Source organism: Paenibacillus sp. Pae15 (assembly GCF_024519685.1).
Lineage (GTDB): Bacteria > Bacillota > Bacilli > Paenibacillales > NBRC-103111 > Paenibacillus_G > Paenibacillus_G naphthalenovorans.
The window spans coordinates 87570-109282 of record NZ_JALJRM010000001.1; the positions used below are offsets into that span (position 1 = coordinate 87570).

At 49.9% G+C, this 21713-nt stretch carries 20 protein-coding genes; 3 read left to right on the forward strand and 17 right to left on the reverse strand.

The genetic code is table 11. From position 1 onward, the window contains the following. Positions 1–197 precede the first annotated feature (197 nt). Complete coding sequence (gene tcuA / locus NR121_RS00410) at positions 198–1712, reverse strand: FAD-dependent tricarballylate dehydrogenase TcuA (protein WP_137670075.1); 1515 nt, start codon at positions 1710–1712, stop codon at positions 198–200. Positions 1713–1862: 150 nt separating this feature from the next. Further along, entirely contained in the window at positions 1863–2924 is a 1062-nt protein-coding gene (locus NR121_RS00415) for a Bug family tripartite tricarboxylate transporter substrate binding protein (protein ID WP_256830098.1), read from the reverse strand. Between the two features lie 210 nt (positions 2925–3134). Between NR121_RS00415 and NR121_RS00420 the strand changes: the two genes are divergently transcribed. From NR121_RS00420 to NR121_RS00430, 3 genes are all read left to right on the forward strand, one after another. Next, complete coding sequence (locus NR121_RS00420; RefSeq protein ID WP_256830100.1) at positions 3135–4010, forward strand: LysR family transcriptional regulator; 876 nt, start codon at positions 3135–3137, stop codon at positions 4008–4010. 147 nt (positions 4011–4157) lie between these two features. Next, positions 4158–5171: a ParB/RepB/Spo0J family partition protein gene (locus NR121_RS00425; RefSeq protein ID WP_062408205.1), complete on the forward strand. Its 1014-nt coding sequence runs from the start codon at positions 4158–4160 to the stop codon at positions 5169–5171. A gap of 194 nt (positions 5172–5365) precedes the next feature. Beyond that, positions 5366–6007, forward strand: coding sequence for a cell wall hydrolase (locus NR121_RS00430; RefSeq protein WP_062408203.1), 642 nt, complete (start codon positions 5366–5368; stop codon positions 6005–6007). A gap of 135 nt (positions 6008–6142) precedes the next feature. Here the strand turns inward: NR121_RS00430 and NR121_RS00435 are convergent, their stop codons facing one another. The 15 genes from NR121_RS00435 to NR121_RS00505 form a co-directional block, all read right to left on the reverse strand. Beyond that, complete coding sequence (locus NR121_RS00435) at positions 6143–7465, reverse strand: glycosyltransferase family 2 protein (RefSeq protein ID WP_054817215.1); 1323 nt, start codon at positions 7463–7465, stop codon at positions 6143–6145. 162 nt (positions 7466–7627) lie between these two features. Next, positions 7628–8281: an ABC transporter permease gene (locus NR121_RS00440; protein ID WP_174349837.1), complete on the reverse strand. Its 654-nt coding sequence runs from the start codon at positions 8279–8281 to the stop codon at positions 7628–7630. A gap of 17 nt (positions 8282–8298) precedes the next feature. Continuing rightward, positions 8299–9201, reverse strand: coding sequence for a glycine betaine ABC transporter substrate-binding protein (locus NR121_RS00445; RefSeq protein ID WP_174349836.1), 903 nt, complete (start codon positions 9199–9201; stop codon positions 8299–8301). Next, a complete protein-coding gene (locus NR121_RS00450; RefSeq protein WP_054817214.1) occupies positions 9198–9863 on the reverse strand; it encodes an ABC transporter permease in 666 nt (221 codons plus the stop codon). Before NR121_RS00450 ends, NR121_RS00445 begins: the two co-directional genes overlap by 4 nt. After that, a complete protein-coding gene (locus tag NR121_RS00455) occupies positions 9860–11074 on the reverse strand; it encodes a betaine/proline/choline family ABC transporter ATP-binding protein (RefSeq protein ID WP_054817213.1) in 1215 nt (404 codons plus the stop codon). The genes NR121_RS00450 and NR121_RS00455 overlap by 4 nt, the downstream gene beginning before the upstream one ends. A gap of 214 nt (positions 11075–11288) precedes the next feature. Continuing rightward, a complete protein-coding gene (locus tag NR121_RS00460) occupies positions 11289–12185 on the reverse strand; it encodes a DMT family transporter (protein WP_256830106.1) in 897 nt (298 codons plus the stop codon). Positions 12186–12389: 204 nt separating this feature from the next. After that, the gene (locus tag NR121_RS00465; RefSeq protein ID WP_306274217.1) at positions 12390–13574 is read right to left on the reverse strand and encodes a M24 family metallopeptidase; all 1185 of its coding nucleotides are present in this window, start codon (positions 13572–13574) and stop codon (positions 12390–12392) included. A 10-nt stretch (positions 13575–13584) separates the two neighbouring features. Beyond that, positions 13585–14034, reverse strand: coding sequence for an acyl-CoA thioesterase (locus NR121_RS00470; RefSeq protein WP_062408187.1), 450 nt, complete (start codon positions 14032–14034; stop codon positions 13585–13587). Between the two features lie 134 nt (positions 14035–14168). Continuing rightward, positions 14169–16208: a heterodisulfide reductase-related iron-sulfur binding cluster gene (locus tag NR121_RS00475; RefSeq protein WP_256830107.1), complete on the reverse strand. Its 2040-nt coding sequence runs from the start codon at positions 16206–16208 to the stop codon at positions 14169–14171. A 14-nt stretch (positions 16209–16222) separates the two neighbouring features. Beyond that, entirely contained in the window at positions 16223–17200 is a 978-nt protein-coding gene (locus NR121_RS00480) for an electron transfer flavoprotein subunit alpha/FixB family protein (RefSeq protein WP_054817212.1), read from the reverse strand. 14 nt (positions 17201–17214) lie between these two features. After that, positions 17215–17982 carry an electron transfer flavoprotein subunit beta/FixA family protein gene (locus NR121_RS00485; protein WP_054817211.1) on the reverse strand — a complete coding sequence of 256 codons (768 nt, stop codon included), beginning with the start codon at positions 17980–17982 and terminating at the stop codon, positions 17215–17217. Between the two features lie 38 nt (positions 17983–18020). After that, positions 18021–19184: an acyl-CoA dehydrogenase family protein gene (locus tag NR121_RS00490; RefSeq protein ID WP_283956631.1), complete on the reverse strand. Its 1164-nt coding sequence runs from the start codon at positions 19182–19184 to the stop codon at positions 18021–18023. After that, entirely contained in the window at positions 19181–19927 is a 747-nt protein-coding gene (locus tag NR121_RS00495; RefSeq protein ID WP_306274216.1) for an ABC transporter ATP-binding protein, read from the reverse strand. Before NR121_RS00495 ends, NR121_RS00490 begins: the two co-directional genes overlap by 4 nt. Then, complete coding sequence (locus NR121_RS00500) at positions 19924–20694, reverse strand: ABC transporter ATP-binding protein (protein ID WP_054817210.1); 771 nt, start codon at positions 20692–20694, stop codon at positions 19924–19926. The genes NR121_RS00495 and NR121_RS00500 overlap by 4 nt, the downstream gene beginning before the upstream one ends. Beyond that, positions 20669–21697 carry a branched-chain amino acid ABC transporter permease gene (locus NR121_RS00505; RefSeq protein WP_062408181.1) on the reverse strand — a complete coding sequence of 343 codons (1029 nt, stop codon included), beginning with the start codon at positions 21695–21697 and terminating at the stop codon, positions 20669–20671. Before NR121_RS00505 ends, NR121_RS00500 begins: the two co-directional genes overlap by 26 nt. Between the last annotated feature and the right edge of the window lie 16 nt (positions 21698–21713).

Here is a 21713-nt window from a genome sequence, read left to right on the forward strand (position 1 = left end):
TCGGCTTTCCGCCGCATGTACGCCGGACTACCAATGAAACCGGAAGCGTGATCTCACATCCAAACCCCCTATATCCGTAGAATTTTAGCACTATTTGGCATTTTCGTCCACATATGAATAAAGCCCTAGAACTCTCCTGCTTGGGAGATTCAAGGGCTGATAACGAAAGTGACAAGCTGTTGTTCAAACGATTGTTTTTATTGACTTGCCGCTGATTGCGTTTTCTCTCTTACATAGCGGCTAGCGGAGGCTCCGGCTGCTTTACCAAAAACGGCGCCTGACATTAATCCTGATCCTCCGGGATAATTATCATAGAATAATCCGCCCACCATTTCACCTGCGGCATAGAGACCCGGAATAGGCGTACCCTCTTTGCCGAGAACTTCTCCATGCGTATTCACATGGATACCGCCAAAGGTAAACGTAATCCCGCAAGTAACCGGATAAGCATAGAAGGGTCCTTCTTCCAGCCGCAGCGCCCAGTTCGATTTAGGCGGTGTAATTCCGGCCGTACCTTTCCCATCTTTCACGGTAGGATTGTAGGCGCCTTCCTGCACAGCTTGATTGAACTCCCGGATCGTTTGTAAGAATTGCGTCTTATCTACCTCAAGCATGTCCGCTAATTCTTCGATCGTATCCGCTTTTACAAACGTGGCTTCCTCAATCACATACTCCTTGCGGAGCAGAGGATACACCTGGGCATCGAAAATTTGATAAGCCATGCCGCCCGGCTGCTTTAAAACTTCCCGTCCATATTTGGCGTACGTATAATTCCGGAAATCGGCACCCTCGTCGACAAATCTCTTTCCCTCTTTGTTGATCAGGAGGCCAAGCGGAAAAGAGGACTTTTTGTAAATGTCCCCCGGCTTGGAAAAATCGCCTACCTCCGGTGCTTTGCAGTCTGTTCCGATGGAATGGCATCCAGCCCAATCGCCGTAAGGCTGTGCTCCGATATCCAACGCCATCATAAGCCCATCCCCGGTGTTATACTCGGTACCTCTTACAATCGCAGCGTTCCATTCGGAACCAAGATGCCTGGCGCGCATTGTTTTATTCGCCTCAAAACCGCCGCAAGCCAAAATAACGCTTCCCGTACGTACGGTCACGACCCCGTCCGGCTGTTCAATTTGAATCGCCGTAATTTGATTGTTTTCCTCCACCAGCTTGACGGCTCGAGACTGATACCAGATATCAATTCCCAGTTCTTCTGCACGTTTATTCAATTGTTCAATGAGCCCGACCCCTTTATTTTGCGTTTTAAGAGGAAGGTTGCCCCAGAAGGTCAGTATCCCATCCTTCTCAAAGGATTGGTTCTCATTGAGCTCAAAGATCACTCCATTGCGCTGCATCCATTTGACCACCTGAGTGGATTGTCCCGTCATGTATTTCGCTAATTGAGGATCGCTTTTGCCGCCGGTTACCCTCATCAGATCATTGTAAAAATCTTCTGCATGATAGATAGGGATCTGAATTCTAGCGGCTTCTTCATCCGTCATTTCCGGGATAATTTCCCGGATATCATCCAGATTTTGAAAGGCAGTCCTTATAGCGCCGTCCGTAAAAAAGGAATTTCCGCCGCGCTTATGCTGCGGCCCTCTTTCCAGGATTAAGACATTGGCGCCTTCCTCTTTAGCGGATATCCCGGCACAGAGTGCCGCATTGCCTGCGCCTACAACAACCACATCATACTGTAAAGGATATTCATTCGACATGATTCCTACCTCCGGGGACTTTTTTGGGGTAAAGATGTGCAAGGTGATAATCACCTTGTTAATAGTCTATATCAATCGTCATCATAAATATAATATTCATATTTTATGAAATGTAATAAGTTTTGTTTATACTTTTATGGCGAATAGGCATTATTTTTCCATACCTATCGCTGTTAATAACTCCTTAATTTGCGCTTCCTGTTTTTCCAGGAATGCTTTAAAATCAGCCGGGTTCTTATAATCGCCCTCCCAATTGTTGGCTTTAAGCTCTTTTTGCCAAGCTTCCGATTGGACCATCTCTTTGAGCTTCGCTTCCCAATAGTCAAAGGCGTCCTTATCCATCTCCTTGGGACCGAACACGCCTCTCCATATGTTAAATTCAGCATCTACCCCCTGCTCTTTCATTGTCGGTGCGTCCTTCAACTCTCCGCCTAAACGGGACGGCGAGGCTACCGCCAACACCCGGATTTTACCCGCTTTCAGGTAATCCCCCAGACTGGAAGCGTCCGTACTAAGCACATCCGCATGGCCGCCCAATAGAGCCGTCATCGATTCACCCGTGCCATCGTAAGAAACGTACTTGATTTTCTTCGCATCGATGCCGCTTTTCAATGCGGGAAGCACAGACACCATATGGTACATGGACCCCGGAGCGGAACCTCCTGCAAACGTGACTTGGGATGGATCAGCCTTTAACACATCGATCAGCGATTTCAAATCCTTGAATTTGGAATCGGCGTTCACCACGATCGCCCCGTAGTCTTTAATCAACTGCGCCAGAGGCGTCGTATCCCTGTAACCGAAAGGACTGTTTCCTTCTTTCTTCAGATGATTGAGCAGGATTGGAGGCGAGCTGATAAAAAGCTTGTAATTGTTCTTTTTATCCTTCGTCGCATAGTCCGCCAAAAACACAACTCCGCCACCGCCCGGCTTGTTCTCCACCGTCATGGACTTGCTGATTAATTTGGTTTCGGTTAATACTTTGGCCGTCACCCTTGCCGTTCTGTCCCAACCGCCTCCCGGTCCGGAAGGAGCAATCATGGTTATCGGCTTATCGGGATAGTTGGATGTTTTTTTACTCGCCTGTGCCGGCCCCGAATGTACAATCTGCACTTTCGGTTCCGATGAATTGCCGCATGCGGCTAAACCAAGAGTAAGCAATCCCGACAGCATGATCTTCCAAACCTTGTTTGACAGCGCTTTCAATAACATTGTAAGAATACCCTCCTTACATCATTTTTTTGTGCTTGTGAAACTGCGGCCGAACGCAACCTGCTCCCGTTTCAATCATCATGAAATGTTACCTCCCCCATGCAGCTGGTTGCTTTTCCGCGTAAGGGTATTGTAATATAATCCCATTGATAACAAAAATATTTAATTCTTATCATTATCCATAAGTTTTATTTAAAAAGGAGCCCTCAAATGGATGAAAAAGACTTTTTACTGCTAAAAACGCTGTATACGGAAAAAAATATCAGCAGAACCGCTGAAATCCTGTATATTTCCCAGCCGGCCATTACGTATCGGATTCAAAATCTGGAAAAATATTTTAATACCCCCATCATCTCCAGAGGAAAGAAAGGTGTTGAATTTACTGCCGAGGGGGAATGTCTTGTCAAGCTGGCCGATCAAATTTTGCATGAAATCCGAAAAACAAAAGAGAAAATACAAAACATGGGCCATCAGGTTCAAGGTACGCTGAGGCTGGGTGTTTCAAGCAATTTCGCACGATATCGCCTGCCCGCTTTGCTCAAACGATTTGTAAAGCTTTACCCGGATGTTGAAATTATAGTAAAAACCGGATGGAGCACGGAAGTCATGAATTATTTGTATAAGGATGAAGTCCACATCGGCATTGTACGCGGGGATCATCATTGGCATGAGCACCATTATTTTTTATACGAAGAACCCGTTACCATAGCTTCAAAAGAGCCTATCCATCTGGAGGACCTGCCGACTTTAGCAAGAATCAACTACAAAACGGACAGCCATCTCAAGCAAACCATCGATCATTGGTGGCACAAAACCTTTCATCACCCCCCTCTGATCACCATGGATGTCGACCGAATCGATACCTGTGTCGAGCTCGTCAAGAATGGATTGGGTTATGCTATCATTCCCAGCATCAGTCTCAGCGAAATCGATTCCTTGCATACCATTGACCTATACTCCGAAGAGAACCAGCCCATCTCCCGGAAAACCTGGATGACCCATCGTCATGCGGCTTTGGAGCTGTCCGTGGTAAAGGCTTTTGTTGATTTTATGAAAAGTCAATATAACCAGGAGGCACCCAGGTAACGCCCTCGCCTTTGTAAATGAAAGATATAGTATACATAGCACGCATTTCCTCCGAAGGGACCATGTTATATAATATTGATATGCGCATGTCCCCCGCCCGGGACTTCTCTCCGGGATGAAATCGAATGATAGGAGATCGAATGCCTAATGGAAATAACCGACATTTTAACCGACCTGATTGATGAGGATACCGATCAGCCCAGATATCAATTTGACGAAGAAGCACTGCAGGAATTAATGAAAAGCATTGAAGAGCTTGGCCTGCTGTCACCCATTAAAGTCAGAGCCACGGGTAACGGCCGCTATAAAATCATATACGGGAACCGTAGGTACAAAGCCTGCAAAATGCTGGGGCGCCCTACGATCCCTTGTCTTGTCTCTACCGTAACGGATGAAACGGAAATTTATCTGGAACAAATTGCGGAAAATTTGACGAGAGAAGGTTTCTCCCCCATTGAAGAAGCCGAGGCGTTCAACAAGCTTCTTCACGATCCTAAGTTCAGCAGCTCGATCAAATATCTGTCCAGCAAGCTTGGCAAGCCGGAAGCCTACATCAAAAACAAGTGTGATCTGCTGAAGTTCGGCATGGCCGTAAAAAAGCTCATCGTGAGCGGAACGGAAATCCGAAAAGACAAACTGACGGAAGATCAGCTGCTGCCCATTAAAGATTTGCCGATCGAGTACCGGGATCCGCTCGCCTTGATTATCGCCAGAGACGAGATGCCTGTGAGTGATGTCAAAAAGATCGCCCGATTATTTAAGGATAAAAGTATCTCTTCAGCAACGAAAGACAAGCTATTGTACAAAACAGGGCCCGCATTGCTTGAAACCTGGTCCATATATGAACAAAATAAAGCAGAAAGGGAAAAGAGCGCCGTACCGAAGACGACGAAGAACGCGCCCCGGAAAAAGGATACGAAGCCGGATAAGAATGAACAACAAGAACAACGGTCGGCAGCACCGATAGAGGATCAGCTGCAGCGATTACTCGCCTCCCTTCTAGCCCATACTCCGGTGCCCGCAGACAACATGGACATCAATACAAACCATAAGGACGTTTTTTTGAAGGACGTCGATCAGCTGATCGACAACCTTGAGAAGCATCTGGCAGAATGGAAAAACATCAGGGACCGGGTTAAAAAATCGATCCAAATTTTCTAATAATTATTAAAAAACATAGAACCCGGGCTAAAATCAGACAACGGCTTCGAACCCTTTGAGGACCGTCGGGAGCTGTTCCGGCCTTATTGTTTTGAGCGTGTACGGTGACTTCCCCGGTCGGATGAACATCCCTGAACACGCCATGCCGTCACAGCAGGCGATCCCAAAAAGGAATAGGAGGTTGTTTGAATACGATGAAGAAAAGTTCCGTCATTGCCGCATTAATCGGTGGTTTCCTTGGCCTTACGGCCATGGCGATGCCGGCCGGTGCAGCAGCGCTGGAGAAGGGCACGCAAAGCGAGCATGTCCTCGACTTGCAGCTGCGGCTTAGTACGCTTGGCTACTTTCAGGCCGGCGCAACCGGCTACTATGGATCGATTACATACGAAGCGGTAAAAAAATTTCAAAAACAGTCCGGCTTGCCTGTTAGCGGTACGGCCGATTCCAAGACCTTATCGCTATTGAAACAATCGGCCGCTCCAAAGCAAAATGTATTGGAGCAATTGGCACGATTGATCCATGCCGAGGCCAGAGGCGAATCGCTTCAGGGCCAAATTGCCGTAGGCGCGGTCGTCCTCAATCGGGTGCAGTCCAATGCATTTCCCGATTCCATTACGGAGGTCATTTTTCAACCGGGTCAATTCTCCGCCATTCTGGACGGACAGTACAACCTGACGCCGGGACCTTCCGCCTACCAGGCGGCCAGGGCCGCTTTAAACGGATCGGATCCGACGAACGGAGCTCTCTTTTACTACAATCCCAAGATTGCAACATCGGCCTGGAGCAAGAGCCGTCCGATAAAAGTCCGTATCGACCAGCACGTGTTTACTCTTTAAGTATCCCCCCGGCACTCCTGCATATCTCCTGCACGCTCAATAAGAAACCCTCTAACGAGGCCATTCATGGATAACCGACAAAGCAGGTTTTATTTTGTGATAAAGAAAGAAGCTCTTGCATCCCGCATGAGCTTCTTATTTCCAAACCCGTTTCAGCTGAAAGGCTTCTTGCAAATACCCCCAGACTGCAATGGGACTTGTCAGCATTTGATATCCCAACACAAATAGAACAAAGCCCAACTTGTTTTTCCGGATCCGAAGACCCAACGACTTAAAGACATTTTTCTGAAATTGATACAGAACGAAATAACTCAAAAGCGTGATCGGAAGGACGAGAAGCGTCAGAGGCCCGACGATCCAAAACACGCCGAAAAAGCACAAAATGAGGCCGGGAATCCAAAAGAAAGTGTAAGATACATCAATAAAGGGCATGACAAAATTGATCCCCGTTAAAAATTTCGCAAACACGTTGGGCTGCTGCCAAGGCTTTACCGTTTTAAGCCCTTCGATCATTCCGCGGGCCCACCTGCTGCGTTGTTTGGCAAAATGGTCCAACGAGACGGGAACCGTTGTAAATGCTACCGCTAAAGGTTCAAAGTATACCTTATAGCCGGCCTTCAGGCATTTCCAGGTCAGCACGATATCCTCTCCGATCACGTCCGGCCATCCTCCGATTTCCTTGACTACTTCGGTTTTATACAAGCTAAACGCCCCTTGTGCTACCAGCGTCTGTTGATAGAGACCTTGAAGCCTTTTTACAGAAGAAATGGCCAAAAAGTAATCCCATTCCTGCAGCTTTGACAGCATATTGTCTCTGCTGTTCCGAACCAATACCGTTCCCGCGACGGCACAAACCTCTTTTGGGGCAGAAAGCATTCGGCTCACAATAAACCGGAGAGCCGTTTTATGCAGCAAGGTATCCGCATCCAGCGTAACCATATATGGAGTTTTAACATACTTTAGCCCTTTATTTAGAGCATGGTGTTTGCCCTTATTCCATTCAGGGATGATTTGCAGCGAAAGGCCGAATTCCTTTGCGGCATCTTGGGCTGCTTGCACCGTACGGTCCGTGGAATGATTATCGACAAGAAGAACGTGGATGCTTCCCTCATAATCCTGGCAACTGATCTGCCTTAACGTATCTCGTATTCCTTTCTCTTCATTGTGAACTGTAATCAGAACCGTAATATCGTTTGCCGGATACTGATGTTTAAAAGGCGGTTGTCTATCCAAAAGAAGACTTGAAACCAAGAAACTGTTCATATAGCCGGGAATATAGGCAATGCCGGCAATGATCAGGATCGCCGCCGGGATACTCACGATCTGTCCTAATTCCATAATCCATCGTTGAGAAATCCAAATGGAGAAGAACAACCACCCCAATGAAAAGAGATGACTAAGTATGAACTTTGCTAAAACAGAAATATATAGGTTTCGATTCTTCAGCCTCTTATTCATCTAGTTATCCAATCCTGTGACTGTATGACTGTGAATCATGACGAGCCATGCGAAAGATATGATTTATAAGATTAACTTTTAATCTAATTAACTATTAATGTATCGTAATTTCTTGAAAAAGGCAATAAAAAAAGCCGTATTTCTACGACTTTTCCGTGTCTTTTAAGCGGTCGTCTTTGAAGCAGCCTTCCTTTGCCGGCCCACCCGCCGCTGCAGGTAACCCAGAAGAAAATCGGCCAACAGGGCAAGCGCGGCCGCCGGAATAGCTCCTGCGTAGAGACGGGCTGAATTATCCATATTGATGCCGGAATAAATTTCACGTCCAAGACCTTCTCCCCCGATCAACGGGGCGATCGTTGCGACGCCGATCGCGATGACGGCTGCCACCCTTATGCCCGTAAACACAAATGGCAGAGCAAGGGGAAACTGCACAAGAACCAGCAGCTGCAAGGGATTCATGCCTACCCCCCGCCCGGCTTCGGTAATCGCCGGGTCCACCTGGGTCAGTCCAACATACGTATTGCGGATTACCGGCAGCAGCGAGTACAGGAACAATCCGATGACCACGGTATTGAATCCGAGCCCGAATACAATCATCAGCAGCACCAGCATAGCCAGGCTTGGAAAAACCTGCACGACATTAGCCGAGGCTAAAATGACACCGGCCAGCTTGGGGACTCTTGCAGCAAGTATACCGAGAGGAACTCCTACCATCAAAGCTAACAGCAAGCCCGATACAACCATCAGAATATGCTGATAAGTGAGTTCAACGAGGTAAAGCCAGTTTTCCCCCACATAGCGAAAAAACAACTCCATACAACCACCTCTTGTCTTTAGTCCAGCAGTCCAACTTTTTTCAGATATTCTTCGGCTACTTTTCTTTCGTTTCTTTTATTGATGTCGACTTCATAATTCAACTCGATCATCGTTTGCACATCTATCTTACCCGCCAGCAGACTCATGATTTCATTCAACTCCGGATGCCTGGCGAGAACATCGTTACGGATCACCGGCGCCGCATCGTAAGGAGGGAAAAACTGCTTGTCGTCTTGAAGTGATTTCAGATGGTATTCCTTGATGCGGGGATCGGTGGAATATGCCAGCACGATATCCACATTCTTATTCGCCACCGCCTTGTAAACCAGCGCCACTTCCATAGGAATCGTTCTGCCGAAGGTGATCCCGTAATGCTTGCGAAATGCGGGATAACCGTCGCTTTCCCGCTCCAGCCAGGTCGTATCTACGCCAAGGGACATATTGGCGGCTATAGGCGCTACGTCGGAAATCGTGTCGAGTCGGTTTTGTTCCGCTACGTCCTCCCTTACGGTAAAGGCATACGTGTTCTCAAAGCCGTACGGATCAAACCAATGTAAGCCGTAATACTTGTCAAAGCCTTCTTTGGCCTGCCGGAACACGCGTTCGCGGTCCTTGTCGGGCTCAACCGGAAAATATTGATCAAAGATCATGCCCGTATACAGCACGGCCATTTGGATATCGTTGTTTATTAACGCCTGGGTGACAACGCCGCTGGATGCCAGATCGGGTAATACATCGACCTTGAGGCCAGTCCTGTCCTCGATCATAAGCTTATGCATTTGCGCTAATATCTTGGGCTCCGAATAGGTCTGAGTGCCGATGATAATCCTGTCTTCGTTCCCGCATCCCGAAAGCGGAAAAATGAGGAAGACGGCAAGGATGGTTAGGCATAACGAAGAAGCAAATTTCTGCCGGATCATTGGTTTTCCCCCTGGGCTGCGGTATGGGTGTTGGCTGTAACCCGCTTTTCTGCAAGGCTCAGGAAAAAGTCCGCAACCAACGCCAAAATAACCGCCAGAACAGCACCTGTAAAAATAAGCTCTTTCTTGTTGGTCCCCATGCCGGCAAATATTAATTGCCCCAGCCCTCCGGCGCCGATCAGTGTCGCCAATGTAGCCCAACTGATAATGTAGACCGTCGTTACCCGAATCCCTGACATAATATAAGGAAAAGCAAGCGGCAGTTGAATCTGGATTAACATCTGCCTTCGGTTGTAACCCATTCCTTTGGCAGCCTCCAGAAGATTCGGATCGACAGATTGAAAACCGGAATAGGTATTACGCAGAATCGGCATGAGTGAATACAGGAACAGCGCAAAAACGGCGGGTGTGCGGCCAACTCCCAACAGTGGAATAAGTATGGCCAGCAGGGCCAGACTGGGTATCGTTTGCAATATATTGGCTATGGAGAAGATGATCCCGTTTATCCAGGAAATCTTGTTTGCGGCCAGCCAAATTCCAATGGGAATCGCCACCGCAGCCCCGAGCGCCACCGATACAGCCGAGATCACCAGGTGTTCCTGCAGTGCCCGCAAAATATCTTCCTGACGGTTAAAGACAAATTCAAAATATTGAGCGATCATAGCGTCTCGCCGCCCCTCATCTCCTGAGTGGATTGCTCCCAATGCATATCGGATATCGCAGCCTCAGGCAGCTCCGATTCCGTTGATTCAGCCGGCGCGTACACTTCGGCCAGATGCCGGACAAGGCTTCCCTTGGTAATAAGACCGGCAAAACGTCCGTTGCGGATCACCGGCACATAGGGCAGCCCGTGTTCGTTCATAAGAGAAATGGCGGCTGTTACCGGCATACCCGATTCCACCACATGCTCAAAAGGGCTCATGACGTCGGCCAACGTGGCGAATTCTTCCCGGTACATGTCCAGCACACTGAAGATCGAAGCATAACCGAGTAAATCGTTGTTCCGGTCTACCACAATCAAAGAATCGACTTTCCGCTTTTCCATCAGCTTGATGGCTTCGGCCAAGCCGCGCGTCGGATATGCGGTTACAGCATTCTCCGTCATGACATCGTCTACTTTAAGCAATTGATCGGCCGTTCCGGTTTGCAGCCTTTTCTTGCCGATGAAATTTCTGACAAAATCATCGGCCGGATGCCGCAGAATTTGTTCGGGCCGTCCCGTCTGCACAACCTCGCCCTCTTTCATCAGAACAATGGTGTCGGCTATTTTAAGCGCTTCATCCATATCATGAGTCACAAAGACGATGGTATGTTTGAAATCCTGCTGAAGTCTGATGAGCTCATCCTGAAGCTGCTCACGGCTGATCGGGTCCAGCGCGCTGAACGGTTCATCGAGCAATATAATTTCGGGGTTTGCGGCGAGCGCCCGAATGATTCCGATGCGCTGCTGCTGTCCGCCGCTAAGCTCTGCAGGATACCGGTTACGGTAGGTATCAGGGTCAAGATGAACAAGGCGCAAAAGCTCATCCACCCGCTGATCAATGCGGTCTTTATCCCAATGAAGCAATCGGGGAACGACGCCCACATTAGCCGCAATCGTCATATGTGGAAATAAACCGATACTTTGGATGACATAGCCTATACTTCGCCTCAATTGGATCGGGTCAATGCCGGAAATGTCCTTGTTGCGGATCAATACTTTTCCCTGACTCGGATGATTCAGCCTGTTGATCAGCTTCATCAATGTGGTCTTTCCGCAGCCGCTTGGACCGATCAGTACGGTTAATTCGCCCTCTTTGAATTCAAGATTAATGTTTTTCAGAGCCACAAATCCGTCTTCATAGACCTTTCTCACTTTCTCAAAACGAATCATCCCTATTCCCCCCTTTCTAATTTTTTACCCATCTTTCAACGAATTGAAACATTCGAGGCACATTGGAGCATCTCACACCTATGCCCTGCTTAACGTTATATAAAAAAAGGACCTCATCCCCGCCTTCAGCGGGATTTGAGGTCCTTTCGTTTTCCTATTCGGGATGTTCCATGCCATGCCAATGCTTGGGGACAGCCCCTTCCGGATACGGTTATCAGCTTTTGGTCTTTAACCTGACCCTGCCCGGTGTCTTGTTCACAAAATAGATGCTGACGAGAATCAGCACTACCCCGCCCAAAAGAGACAAGGTTATCGGCTCGTGAAGAAACAGGCTTCCGGCCAGAATGGCCACGATAGGTATCATAAACGTGTACGAAGACATTTTGCTTGCCTCACCGGAGTCAATGAGTCTAAAGAATACGAGCCAGCCTATCGCGATGACAAAAAGCGAAATAAACAGAAGCGTCAGAATAAAAGCAGGTGTCCAGACAATATCGGTCCAACGCTCTACACTTAAGCCCGCAGCCGTCATGAAGAGCCCGCCTGTGATGAATTGGAGCGTCACCAGCCAGATCGGGTCCACGGCCGAAGCTTTTTTCTTCACATAAACGGTCCCTATCGCCCAGCTGAGCGCAGAACCCAGGGCAAACATAATGCCCGTGAAGGAGATATGGCCGGATATACCGCCCGTACTGATGAGTCCCACTCCGGAAAAACCGAGAACAAGGCCCGCCATTTTCAGGCCGTACATCGCTTCCCCCAACCACATCCATGAGAATAGGCCCACAAGGACAGGTTGAAGGAACACAAGCGCAGAAAACAGGCCGGCAGGCAGATAATTCAGCCCGATCGTTTGCAGCCCGTAATACAAAACGACATTAAACAAAGCGGACAGCAAATAGACCGGCCAGGTTTCTTTGAAATGGAGTTTTTTATATCTTGGCAAAGCAATCAGCAGCAGAACAAGACCCGCTAACAACGTTCTGAGTCCCGAGAACAATACCGGCGGTGTGTACAACAACGCAAATTTGGATAACGGCCAATTCACTCCCCAGACAGTAACTAAAAAAATAATGAATAAAACGGTTTGCGTCCGGGAAAGTTTCCCCATGATCATTGTCTCCTCATGATTTAACCCGTCTACGTACAGAAGGTTGATATGAAATCCAGCTTTAATTATACCCCTTCGATCTCTTTTGACAAAACGGGATATTCCAAGAATTGGACGATGATCGTGGTTTTCAAGCAAGTCCCTGGTATTATCCTCATGATCTCATCGTTTTTCGTTATACTTTGCTTTTGACATATGAAATGTTTACATTCTAATCAATCCGGGAGGTGTCATTGAGATTCGCTCGCATCCCGTTTCCGTAATCAGATAGGTATCTTCGGTGCCGACGACTCCACGGCCGGGAAAAGTAAATTTCGGTTCAACGGCAATCACCATTCCGGGTTGAAGCGGGTACGTGAATTTCTCGGCCAGCACGGGAAATTCATCAAGCTCAAGCCCGATGCCATGTCCCAAAAATTTAGCCCTGTCCGCCTTGAATCCCATGAAGTGATCGACCAGCCCTTCCGCTTCAGCCATCGTTACCGCATCCAGGTAAAGCCGCTCGCAGACGGTTCCGGCCCGCATATTGGTTTCAGTCTGTTTGGCGATTCGCTCGGCGGCATCATAAGCATACTGCAAATCGTCAGGCAATTCCCCGAACACTATGGTTCTCGATTGGTCAATATGATACCCGTCTATACAGCAGCCAACATCGATCAATATGGGAACATTCTTTTCAAATGTTCTGCGGCTTGCTCCGAAGGGAAAGGCTGCACTTAGCCCTTCTCCTCCCGCAGGCCCGTCAAAGGATGTAGGAAATGCCGCAGAAGCTCCCGACACGATAATTCCGGAGGAATTCTGCTGATTATACGCTCTCATCCGCATAAGGCCGATATGCCCCAGCTGTCTCATATCATGCTCTATGCGGCTGATCATCTCAAGCTCCGACATACCGACATGAATGTACGATAAGGAGCGCTCAAGCGCAGTGTGGAGCACCATGGCAGACTCCTTGATTTTGCGGATTTCGTAAGGCGTCTTGATCATTCTGGTCTCGCGGGTCAGCATTGTGCCGTCCACCCATCTGACGCCGGGCAGCGCTTTTTGCAAACGCTGATAATACGATACGGGAAGCACATCAAACTCCGTCGCAAACACAAGCTCCTTGCCGCGATACAGGTCGGGCCGCTCCTGTTCCAACCGGGATTGAAGTTCGGTCAACGACTCCAGCGGCTCCACCCTTCCCGCATATTCGCTGCGGGCGCGGGATACGCTTTTCCGTACAAAGAATGTGGCTTCCCCCTCGGAAGGGATCAGCAAATATCCCGTTTGCATGGAGCCTGCGAAATAATAGAGTCCTACATTATGGGTAATCACAAAGGCATCCACTCCGCGCTGCTTCATGAGCTGCTGCAAGCGCTGATGCCTGTTTAGCAATTCATCCATCATCCTTGTCACCTCAAGAGCACAACCACGGATCCGCATTCAGCGGCGGAAAAGGCCGGTCCTCTTCCAGAACCGCACGGTAGGCTGCGGGAATTTCCACTGCTTTGATGCTGCCATTTGCTTCCTTTACCCATCCTCGCAATTCATACCCATGACCTGTGCGAACGCCGCGGGCAAACACTTGATGCGTCAGCTTTATGGTTTTGGGTTGGACCTCCGCTGCTTCGGTCATCACCGTGATGATATCGTCGTAATAAAGCGGTTTCTCAAACGAGCAGCGGACATCCAGCAGAGGCAGGATGACGCCATCCCGCTCCGATAAAGTCGAAGGAGAAAGACCGATACTCCGGAAAAACTCGTGTGCTGCAATATCAAACCACTTAAAATAATTCGGATAATATACAATGCCCGCCTTGTCGGTATCTCCCCAGTTCACACGCAAACGAAACTGGTTTCGTCTCATTCTACCACCACCTTTGGGTTTTCTGCCACCCCTATTTCCTATTGTAATGCAAAACTTCGAATGATTCCATTTTATTTTTCTGTTCGTCTTAAAAACATAATATAAAAATCGTGCATAACCAGACGATCACAGACTCACAATAACGCTCGTTCTACAATTTCTGCGATATCCAAGGTTTGAACCTGGATTTCCAACCCTTTACTTTTCACGCCGTCACTCATCATGGTTAAACAATAGGGGCAATTGCTCCCTATGACGGTCGGACGCGCCTGAAGCGCTTGCTCCGTTCGTTCGACGTTTACGCGCTTGCCCTGCGATTCCTCCAGCCACATCATTCCTCCCCCTGCGCCGCAGCACATCGCGTCTTCCCGGTTCCGTTCCAGCTCCAGAAGCTTCACGCCGGGAACCGCCTGGAGAATATGGCGCGGGATGTCGAAGATTCCATTGTAACGGCCCAAGTAGCATGAATCGTGATAAGCCACCGCCTCTTCCATTTCCTTCTCCGGTCTTATGCGGCCTTCTTGGATGAGTTTCCAGATCAGCTCCGTATGATGGAAAACCTCCGCCTCCAAACCAAACTCCGGATATTCGTTTTTAAACGTGTTGTACGTATGCGGACATATCGTTACGATTTTCTTTACTCCATAGGCTTGAAACGCTGCGATGTTTTCTTGACAAAGCTGTTGGAACAGCATTTCGTTACCCATTCTTCGCGCGGAATCGCCCGAATTTTTCTCTTCATTGCCGAGTATCGCAAACTTCACGCCCGCTGTGTTCAAGATTTTGGCGAAGGATCGGGCGATGTTTTGGCTGCGGATATCAAACGAGCCCATCGAACCGACAAAGAACAAGTACTCGAAATCGTCTGTTTCCTCCACTGTCGGGATCACGAGATCCTCGCGCCCTTCACGCCATTTGATCCGGTCCTTGCGGCTGATCCCCCACGGATTGCTTTGCCTCTCGATATGTTGAAAGTACCGTGCCGCTTCGTGAGGCATGTCTCCCTGAGTCAATACCAGATAACGGCGCATTTCGATGATTTTCTCCACATGCTCGTTAGAAACAGGACATTGGTCCTCGCAATTGCGGCATGTGGTGCACGCCCACAGCTCCTCCTCCGTAATCACGTCGCCGATTAACCTTTTCTCTTCGGGACGCTGATCCGCAGCTTGCCTGGTCCCGGCCGCAGCGCCGGATGCAAAGGATAACGAAGGCATCCAGGGAGTACGGGAGGTTACGGCCCCTTTCTCCGTTAAGTGATCGCGCAGCTTGACAATGAGATCCATGGGAGACAGTGTCTTGCCCGTGTTCGAAGCCGGACACATCTGGGTGCAGCGACCGCATTCAACGCACGCATACAAATCGATCAATTGATTGCGCCGGAAATCTTCCACTTTGCCTGCACCGAAGGATTCCTGGGTCTCGTCCTCCAAATGGAGCGAGCTCAGTTTCCCGTAAGGTTTCGTTTCACGCAGCGCAATGTTTACGGGCGCAAACAAAAGATGTGCGTGCTTCGATTGCGGCACATAGACCAAGAAGGCCAGCAGCGTAAGCAAATGAACCCACCAGAATATATAAAAAGCTGCGCCAGCCTGACTTTCCGACAGTCCTGTAAACAAAGCGGCCAATAAAGAAGAGAAAGGCGCATACAAGCTGCTGTCTGCCCCTAACCAAAGCCGCTCAAACGCCAGCGACAGCAAGATCGAGCTCATCAGCACGGCAAGGAATAAAATGACGACCCCCGACTTCAGCCCTCGTTTAAGCCGGGAAAGCTTCTCGACATATCTCCGGTAGAAGGCATATGCCACGGCCAATAAAACCAAGAAGGTTGTCACCTCTTGAGTTAAACTGAAATAAGGGTGTGCCGCTCCAAGCGGCAGCTCGAACCCTTTGATAAACCCTTTTACGATCAGCTCAACTGCGCCGAACTGCAAAATAATGAACCCGTAAAACATCACCATATGCATCATGCCGCTCTTTTTGTCTTTCAGCAATTTCTTCTGACCGAATACTTGGATTAAAAATTCACGAATGCGTACGTCCAGGTCCTGCTTTAATTCGTGGGGCTTGCCCAGTCGAATATAAGTTATGCGGCTGTACACCACGGCTGCGAACCAATAGACCGCAAACCCCGAAACGGCGATAAAAGCAGCGAAATTCAGCAGCGGCCACATGTGGAAACCTCCTGTTACGACGTTATCAATGCGCTTCTAAATTCGTTCGACAATAAAGGTACGATCTCGAAAAGATCTCCGACGATGCCGTAATCGGCAATTTTAAAAATCGGCGCTTCCGGATCCTTATTAATGGCGACAATGATCTTGGCGTTGGACATACCGGCAACATGCTGGATCGCACCCGATATGCCGCAAGCGATATATAAATCCGGCGTAACCACTTTACCCGTTTGCCCGATTTGCAAAGCATAATCGCAATAACCCGCATCGCACGCCCCGCACGAGGCCCCTACGGCAGCGCCGAGCACGTCGGCCAATTCCTCCAGCGGCTTGAATCCGTCGACACTCTTCACTCCTCTTCCTCCGGAGACGATAATTTTGGCCTCGGCCAGATCCACCCTCCCGAGCGATTGACGAACCACATGCCGCACGGTAGAGCGAAGATCCGTGAATTCCACCTTGAAATCCACCGTTTCCGAAATACGGGATGCATCCGGTTTGCCGACCTGAATGTTGTTTGGACGAATGGTGGCGAAGACGACGGCCTCCGTCGTTTTTTTCTTCTGGAACGCTTTACCTGCGTAGATCGGACGGGTAAAGACCAATTCGCCGTCCACGAGCGCAATATCTGTGACGTCGGAGATCAATCCCCATCCAAATTTAGCGGCAACACGGGGAGCCAAATCTTTGCCGGTCGCCGTATGCCCCATAAAGACGCAATCCGGTGCCGTCTCTTTTAATAACGCCGCGAACGCCTGGGTGTACGCATCCGGAGTATAATGCCGCAATGCCTCGTGCTCCACCTTATATATACGGTCAGCGCCCTGTTCTCTCAATGCAGATTCGTGCACGGATACTCCTGCTCCCAATAAAGCAACGTTTACCGTTCCGCCCTCCGCGGCCAGCCTTGCTGCGCCCAGCGCCTCGAAGGTCACGCTGCGAATGCCGCCGTCCCGAATTTCCGCCAAAACAAGTACGTTTCTGCTCATCGCGTTTCCTCCTCTTATATCACTTTGGCAGCGTTTCGAAGCAGCTGCACCAAGTCTGACGCCTGGGTCTGCGCATCGCCGGCTAGCAGTTGACAGGCGCCCCTCTTCGGGGGGACGTATTGATGGATTACCCTTGTTTTCGGTTGGACTTCCCCGACGTTCACTCCAAGTTCCGCCGCACCGATCCGATTGATCGGTTTCTTCTTCGCCTTCATAATCCCCGGCAAGGAAGGATAGCGCGGCTCATTCAGCCCCTGCTGCGCGGTGACAAGCGCCGGAAGGCAGAGCTCGACGGTCTCCGTATCCCCTTCCGCATCCCGCTCCACCGTGAGCCGGCTGCCTTCCACCGTCAGCTTCGTAACAGACGAGACATGCGGGATATCGAGCTCTTCTGCGACCCTGGGTCCCGTCTGACCGGATCCGTTGTCGACAGACATATTCCCGGTCAGAATGAGATCGAACGGGCAGCTGCGGATCACCGACGCCAGGACTTTCGAGGTTGTCCATTCGTCGCCGAACAGCGACTCGTCATCGACAAGGACACCTTGATCCGCACCCATCGCCAATGCCGTTCTCATCGAAGCTTCCACACGATCCGGCCCGATAGAGACGATGGTAACCGTACCTCCGAATGCCTCCCGCAATCGTACGGCTTCCTCCACGGCATATTCGTCGTAGGGATTCATAATAAAACGCACTCCATCTTCCTGAATGCGTCCTTCGACCAGCACCACATTTTCTTCCGTATCCATCGTTTGCTTCATGATCACAATTATGTCCATGGACTTCTCCCTCCGAAATGACAAACGTTCTCCACTTGTCAGGATAAAATTTCTTTGGCGATAACGACACGCTGAATTTGGTTCGTCCCTTCATAAATTTGCATAATCTTCGCATCCCGAAAATATTTCTCGACCGGGTACTCGCGGATAAAGCCATAACCACCATAGATTTGTACGGCGTCCGTTGCTACCTTCATGGCCGTATCCGCAGCGAAGCACTTGGCGAATGAGGCGTGCCTGACGGAAGGACGGCCTTCCTGCAGCAGAAACACCGCTTTTTGTACCAGCAAACGGGACGCTTCAATATTCATCGCCATGTCAGCCAGCATAAATTGAATGGCTTGCAGATCGGCGATCGGCTTCCCGAACTGCTTTCGCTCTTTTGCATATTGCACAGCGGCTTCATAAGCGCCTTGGGCGATTCCGACCGCCTGCGAGCCGACCATCGGTCTGGCATACATCAGAGCCTTCATGAATATTTTAAAGCCCTCCCCTTCAGCGCCCAGACGTTGGGCCGACGGAATCTTCACGTCTTCGAATAGAACGGATGCCGTGTCGGATGCACGAAGTCCAAGCTTTTTCTCTTTCTCTCCCACAGAAACACCTTCAGCGTCCCGCTCGACGATAAACGCGGTAAATGCTCTTGATCCAGTTTCGCCTTTCAGCTTGGCGAGCACGACATAAAAATTCGCTACGCTGGCATTGGTGATAAAGCACTTTTCCCCATTCAACACGTAATCGTCGCCGATTCGTTCTGCTGTCGTTCGCAGCGAGCTTACATCGCTGCCGGCGGCAGGCTCCGTCAGCGCAAAAGCCGCATACTGTCCTTCTTCCGTCAGACGACGCAAATAAACGCGCTTTTGCTCCTCCGTTCCTCCCACCAGAATCGGATAGGAGGCCAACGAATTCGCATCCAGGCTGGTCGCAACACCGGCACATGCTTTCGCGATTTCCTCCATGATTAACGCATGGGATATCTTATCGATCCCCGCACCGCCATACGCTTCGGGGATCGCCAGATTAGACAGGCCGGTCTCGTAAAGCTTCTTCATGATTTCCGCAGGGAAGCTTTCCGTTTCATCATAGTGTCTTGCGCGAGGCGCAATCTCCTGCGAGGCGAACTCTCGCGCAAGCGATTGAATCGCTTCCTGTTCATCGGATAGGAAGAACATCCCTTTCACCTTCGTCTGTACATCACTCATGCATTTACCGCTCCTTTGGTTTCGTGAACTGTACCAAGATATGTCTTTTGAACCATCGGATCGTACAACAGATCAGACGGTTTGCCTTCCAGTACGAAGGTTCCCCGATCCATCACATACACCCGGTCCGCCACCTTCAAGGCGGCTTTTACATTCTGCTCCACCAAAATGACCATCGTCCCGAGGTCGTCCCTGATGCGCTGCAAAATGACAAGGATCTCCTTCACAATGAAAGGCGCAAGTCCCATAGAAGGCTCATCGAGCAAAATAATTTTCGGATCCGCCATCAGCCCTCGGGCGATGGCCAGCATTTGCTGCTCCCCGCCGCTCATATTGCCGGCCGCTGACTTATAGTGCTTCTTCAAACCGGGGAACATCTCCAGCATCGCTTCCAGCTTCGACTCCACCGTGTGCTTCTCTCGCTTATATTTGTGATACATGCCAAGAATCAGATTTTCTCTGACGCTCAAGCTCGTAAACACCTGCCTTCCTTCGGGCACAAGGCTGATCCCTTTGCGGACGACCTGATGCGCCGGCAGATGCTCGATCCGATCTTTCCCCAGGAGAATCTCTCCTTGCGCCGGCTTATATAAGCCCGCAAGAACCCCAAGCAGCGTGCTCTTCCCTGCGCCATTCGCTCCGATGATGGATACCATCTCGCCCGGATGGACGGACAGGCTGACCTGATGCAGCGCGCGGATGCGGCCGTGGTAAGCGGTAATGCCGTTGGCCTGCAGCATCATTCCAACTCCTTCCCTAAGTAGGCGTCGATCACCTTAGGATGGTTTCTTATTTGCTCGGGGGACCCCTCGGCAATCTTGACCCCGAAATCGATAACGACGATGCGATCCGCAATTTTCATGACGGCGGCCATGTCGTGCTCGACAAAAAGAAAAGAGTGCCCCTTATTTTTCATCTCCAGCAGGAACGAAGCGAGCCGGTGGCTTTCCCCGTCATTTAAGCCCGCCATCGGTTCGTCGAGCAGGATCAGATCCGCCTTCAGCACAATCGCCCTGGCCAACTCCAGCAGCTTGCGCAAACCGTAAGGAAGGTTGCCGGCAATCTCCGCCTGTTTGTCCTGTAAGCCAACCGATTCCAATGCCTGAAGCGCTAAAGAAGCCGCGGTTTCGTCGTCTTCTTTCACCACCGGCAGCCGAAAGCCGGCATTGAAGATCGTCGTTTTGAGCTTTGTATGCGTACCGAGCATGACATTTTCCAGCACCGTCATGGACTCGAAAATTTGAAGATTTTGGAAGGTCCTCGTGATCCCCTTCGCAGCCAGCCGGTGAACCTGCGTTCCGGTTAATTTCTCTCCCTTGAACCAGACCTCGCCCTCGCTTGGCTCCAAAATAGAGGAAATCATGTTAAACAGCGTCGTTTTGCCCGCTCCGTTCGGACCGATAACCGCTACGATCTCCCCTTTTCGAACGTTGAAAGAAACACCGTCCACCGCTACAATGCCGCCGAAACGTTTGGTTAATTGCTTAACTTCCAACAGTGCGCTGTCCATGCGGCCCGCCTCCTTCCGGGAGCTTCCTGCGTCGGAAGCGTTCCTGTATTGCGCCGATCATCGGCAGCAAGCCTTTGGGCATAAACATCATGACGAGAACCAACAGAAGACCGTAAATGATAATTTCAATTTCTCCGCCGACATCCATTACCATCGGGACATAATGGCGCACGCCTTCCGCCAGCACCGTCATCACGAAAGCGCCAAGGATCGCGCCCCAAATCGGTTGAGCCCCTCCGACAACGACCATGATCAGCAGTTGGATCGATGCCAGCACGTAAAATGTTCCCGGTGCGAGAAAATTCATAAAATGGGCGTACAAGCTTCCGGCTGCAGAAGCAAAAACCGCGCTTAACACAAAAATTTGCAGCTTATATTTCAATACATCTATTCCCTGCGTGAGCGTCGCGATCTCGCTGTCGTGAATCCCCCGAAGCACCCTGCCGATATGGGATTGCACTAAATTAATGCAAAACGATGCCAGGAGAAGCACAATCCCCCATACGAGAAAGTAATAATTCCATTCCCCGCGAATGTCGAAGCCGAATACCGAAAATTTCGGAATCCCGGTTAAACCCGATGCCCCGCCGGTCAGGTCGTACATGCCTAAAATGACGATGTATACGATAATGTTAAAACCGATGGTCGCCAGCGCCAGAAAATGCTCCTTCAGCTTCAGCGTTGGAATGCCGACTGCAAAAGCAATCAAACCTGTCAACAGAATCCCGGCCAACATCGCCACAAGCGGCGCAACCCCGTACTTAACGGTCAGGATGCCCGAGGTATACGCTCCGATTCCAAAGAAGGCCGCATGCCCAAGCGAGATTTGACCCGCATATCCCATCAGCAGACTTAATCCCAGCGTAATGATGCTGTAAATCCCGATCAGCACCAATACCGTCAAATAATAAGGAGAATGAAAAAGGACCGGCGCAAGCACGATGAGCACCATCAGGATGAAAAGCGGCTTGAGCCGGCTGGCATACAGCGTTTGCTTCTTCACAAGACTCCCCCTTTCT

What these genes read in the sequence shown, in the direction of transcription:
- tcuA (WP_137670075.1), bottom strand. Translation starts at nt 1,712, where the DNA reads ATGTCGAATGAATATCCTTTACAGTATGATGTGGTTGTTGTAGGCGCA.
- NR121_RS00415 (WP_256830098.1), bottom strand. Translation starts at nt 2,924, where the DNA reads ATGTTATTGAAAGCGCTGTCAAACAAGGTTTGGAAGATCATGCTGTCG.
- NR121_RS00420 (WP_256830100.1), top strand. Translation starts at nt 3,135, where the DNA reads ATGGATGAAAAAGACTTTTTACTGCTAAAAACGCTGTATACGGAAAAA.
- NR121_RS00425 (WP_062408205.1), top strand. Translation starts at nt 4,158, where the DNA reads ATGGAAATAACCGACATTTTAACCGACCTGATTGATGAGGATACCGAT.
- NR121_RS00430 (WP_062408203.1), top strand. Translation starts at nt 5,366, where the DNA reads ATGAAGAAAAGTTCCGTCATTGCCGCATTAATCGGTGGTTTCCTTGGC.
- NR121_RS00435 (WP_054817215.1), bottom strand. Translation starts at nt 7,465, where the DNA reads ATGAATAAGAGGCTGAAGAATCGAAACCTATATATTTCTGTTTTAGCA.
- NR121_RS00440 (WP_174349837.1), bottom strand. Translation starts at nt 8,281, where the DNA reads ATGGAGTTGTTTTTTCGCTATGTGGGGGAAAACTGGCTTTACCTCGTT.
- NR121_RS00445 (WP_174349836.1), bottom strand. Translation starts at nt 9,201, where the DNA reads ATGATCCGGCAGAAATTTGCTTCTTCGTTATGCCTAACCATCCTTGCC.
- NR121_RS00450 (WP_054817214.1), bottom strand. Translation starts at nt 9,863, where the DNA reads ATGATCGCTCAATATTTTGAATTTGTCTTTAACCGTCAGGAAGATATT.
- NR121_RS00455 (WP_054817213.1), bottom strand. Translation starts at nt 11,074, where the DNA reads ATGATTCGTTTTGAGAAAGTGAGAAAGGTCTATGAAGACGGATTTGTG.
- NR121_RS00460 (WP_256830106.1), bottom strand. Translation starts at nt 12,185, where the DNA reads ATGGGGAAACTTTCCCGGACGCAAACCGTTTTATTCATTATTTTTTTA.
- NR121_RS00465 (WP_306274217.1), bottom strand. Translation starts at nt 13,574, where the DNA reads ATGATGGATGAATTGCTAAACAGGCATCAGCGCTTGCAGCAGCTCATG.
- NR121_RS00470 (WP_062408187.1), bottom strand. Translation starts at nt 14,034, where the DNA reads ATGAGACGAAACCAGTTTCGTTTGCGTGTGAACTGGGGAGATACCGAC.
- NR121_RS00475 (WP_256830107.1), bottom strand. Translation starts at nt 16,208, where the DNA reads ATGTGGCCGCTGCTGAATTTCGCTGCTTTTATCGCCGTTTCGGGGTTT.
- NR121_RS00480 (WP_054817212.1), bottom strand. Translation starts at nt 17,200, where the DNA reads ATGAGCAGAAACGTACTTGTTTTGGCGGAAATTCGGGACGGCGGCATT.
- NR121_RS00485 (WP_054817211.1), bottom strand. Translation starts at nt 17,982, where the DNA reads ATGGACATAATTGTGATCATGAAGCAAACGATGGATACGGAAGAAAAT.
- NR121_RS00490 (WP_283956631.1), bottom strand. Translation starts at nt 19,184, where the DNA reads ATGAGTGATGTACAGACGAAGGTGAAAGGGATGTTCTTCCTATCCGAT.
- NR121_RS00495 (WP_306274216.1), bottom strand. Translation starts at nt 19,927, where the DNA reads ATGATGCTGCAGGCCAACGGCATTACCGCTTACCACGGCCGCATCCGC.
- NR121_RS00500 (WP_054817210.1), bottom strand. Translation starts at nt 20,694, where the DNA reads ATGGACAGCGCACTGTTGGAAGTTAAGCAATTAACCAAACGTTTCGGC.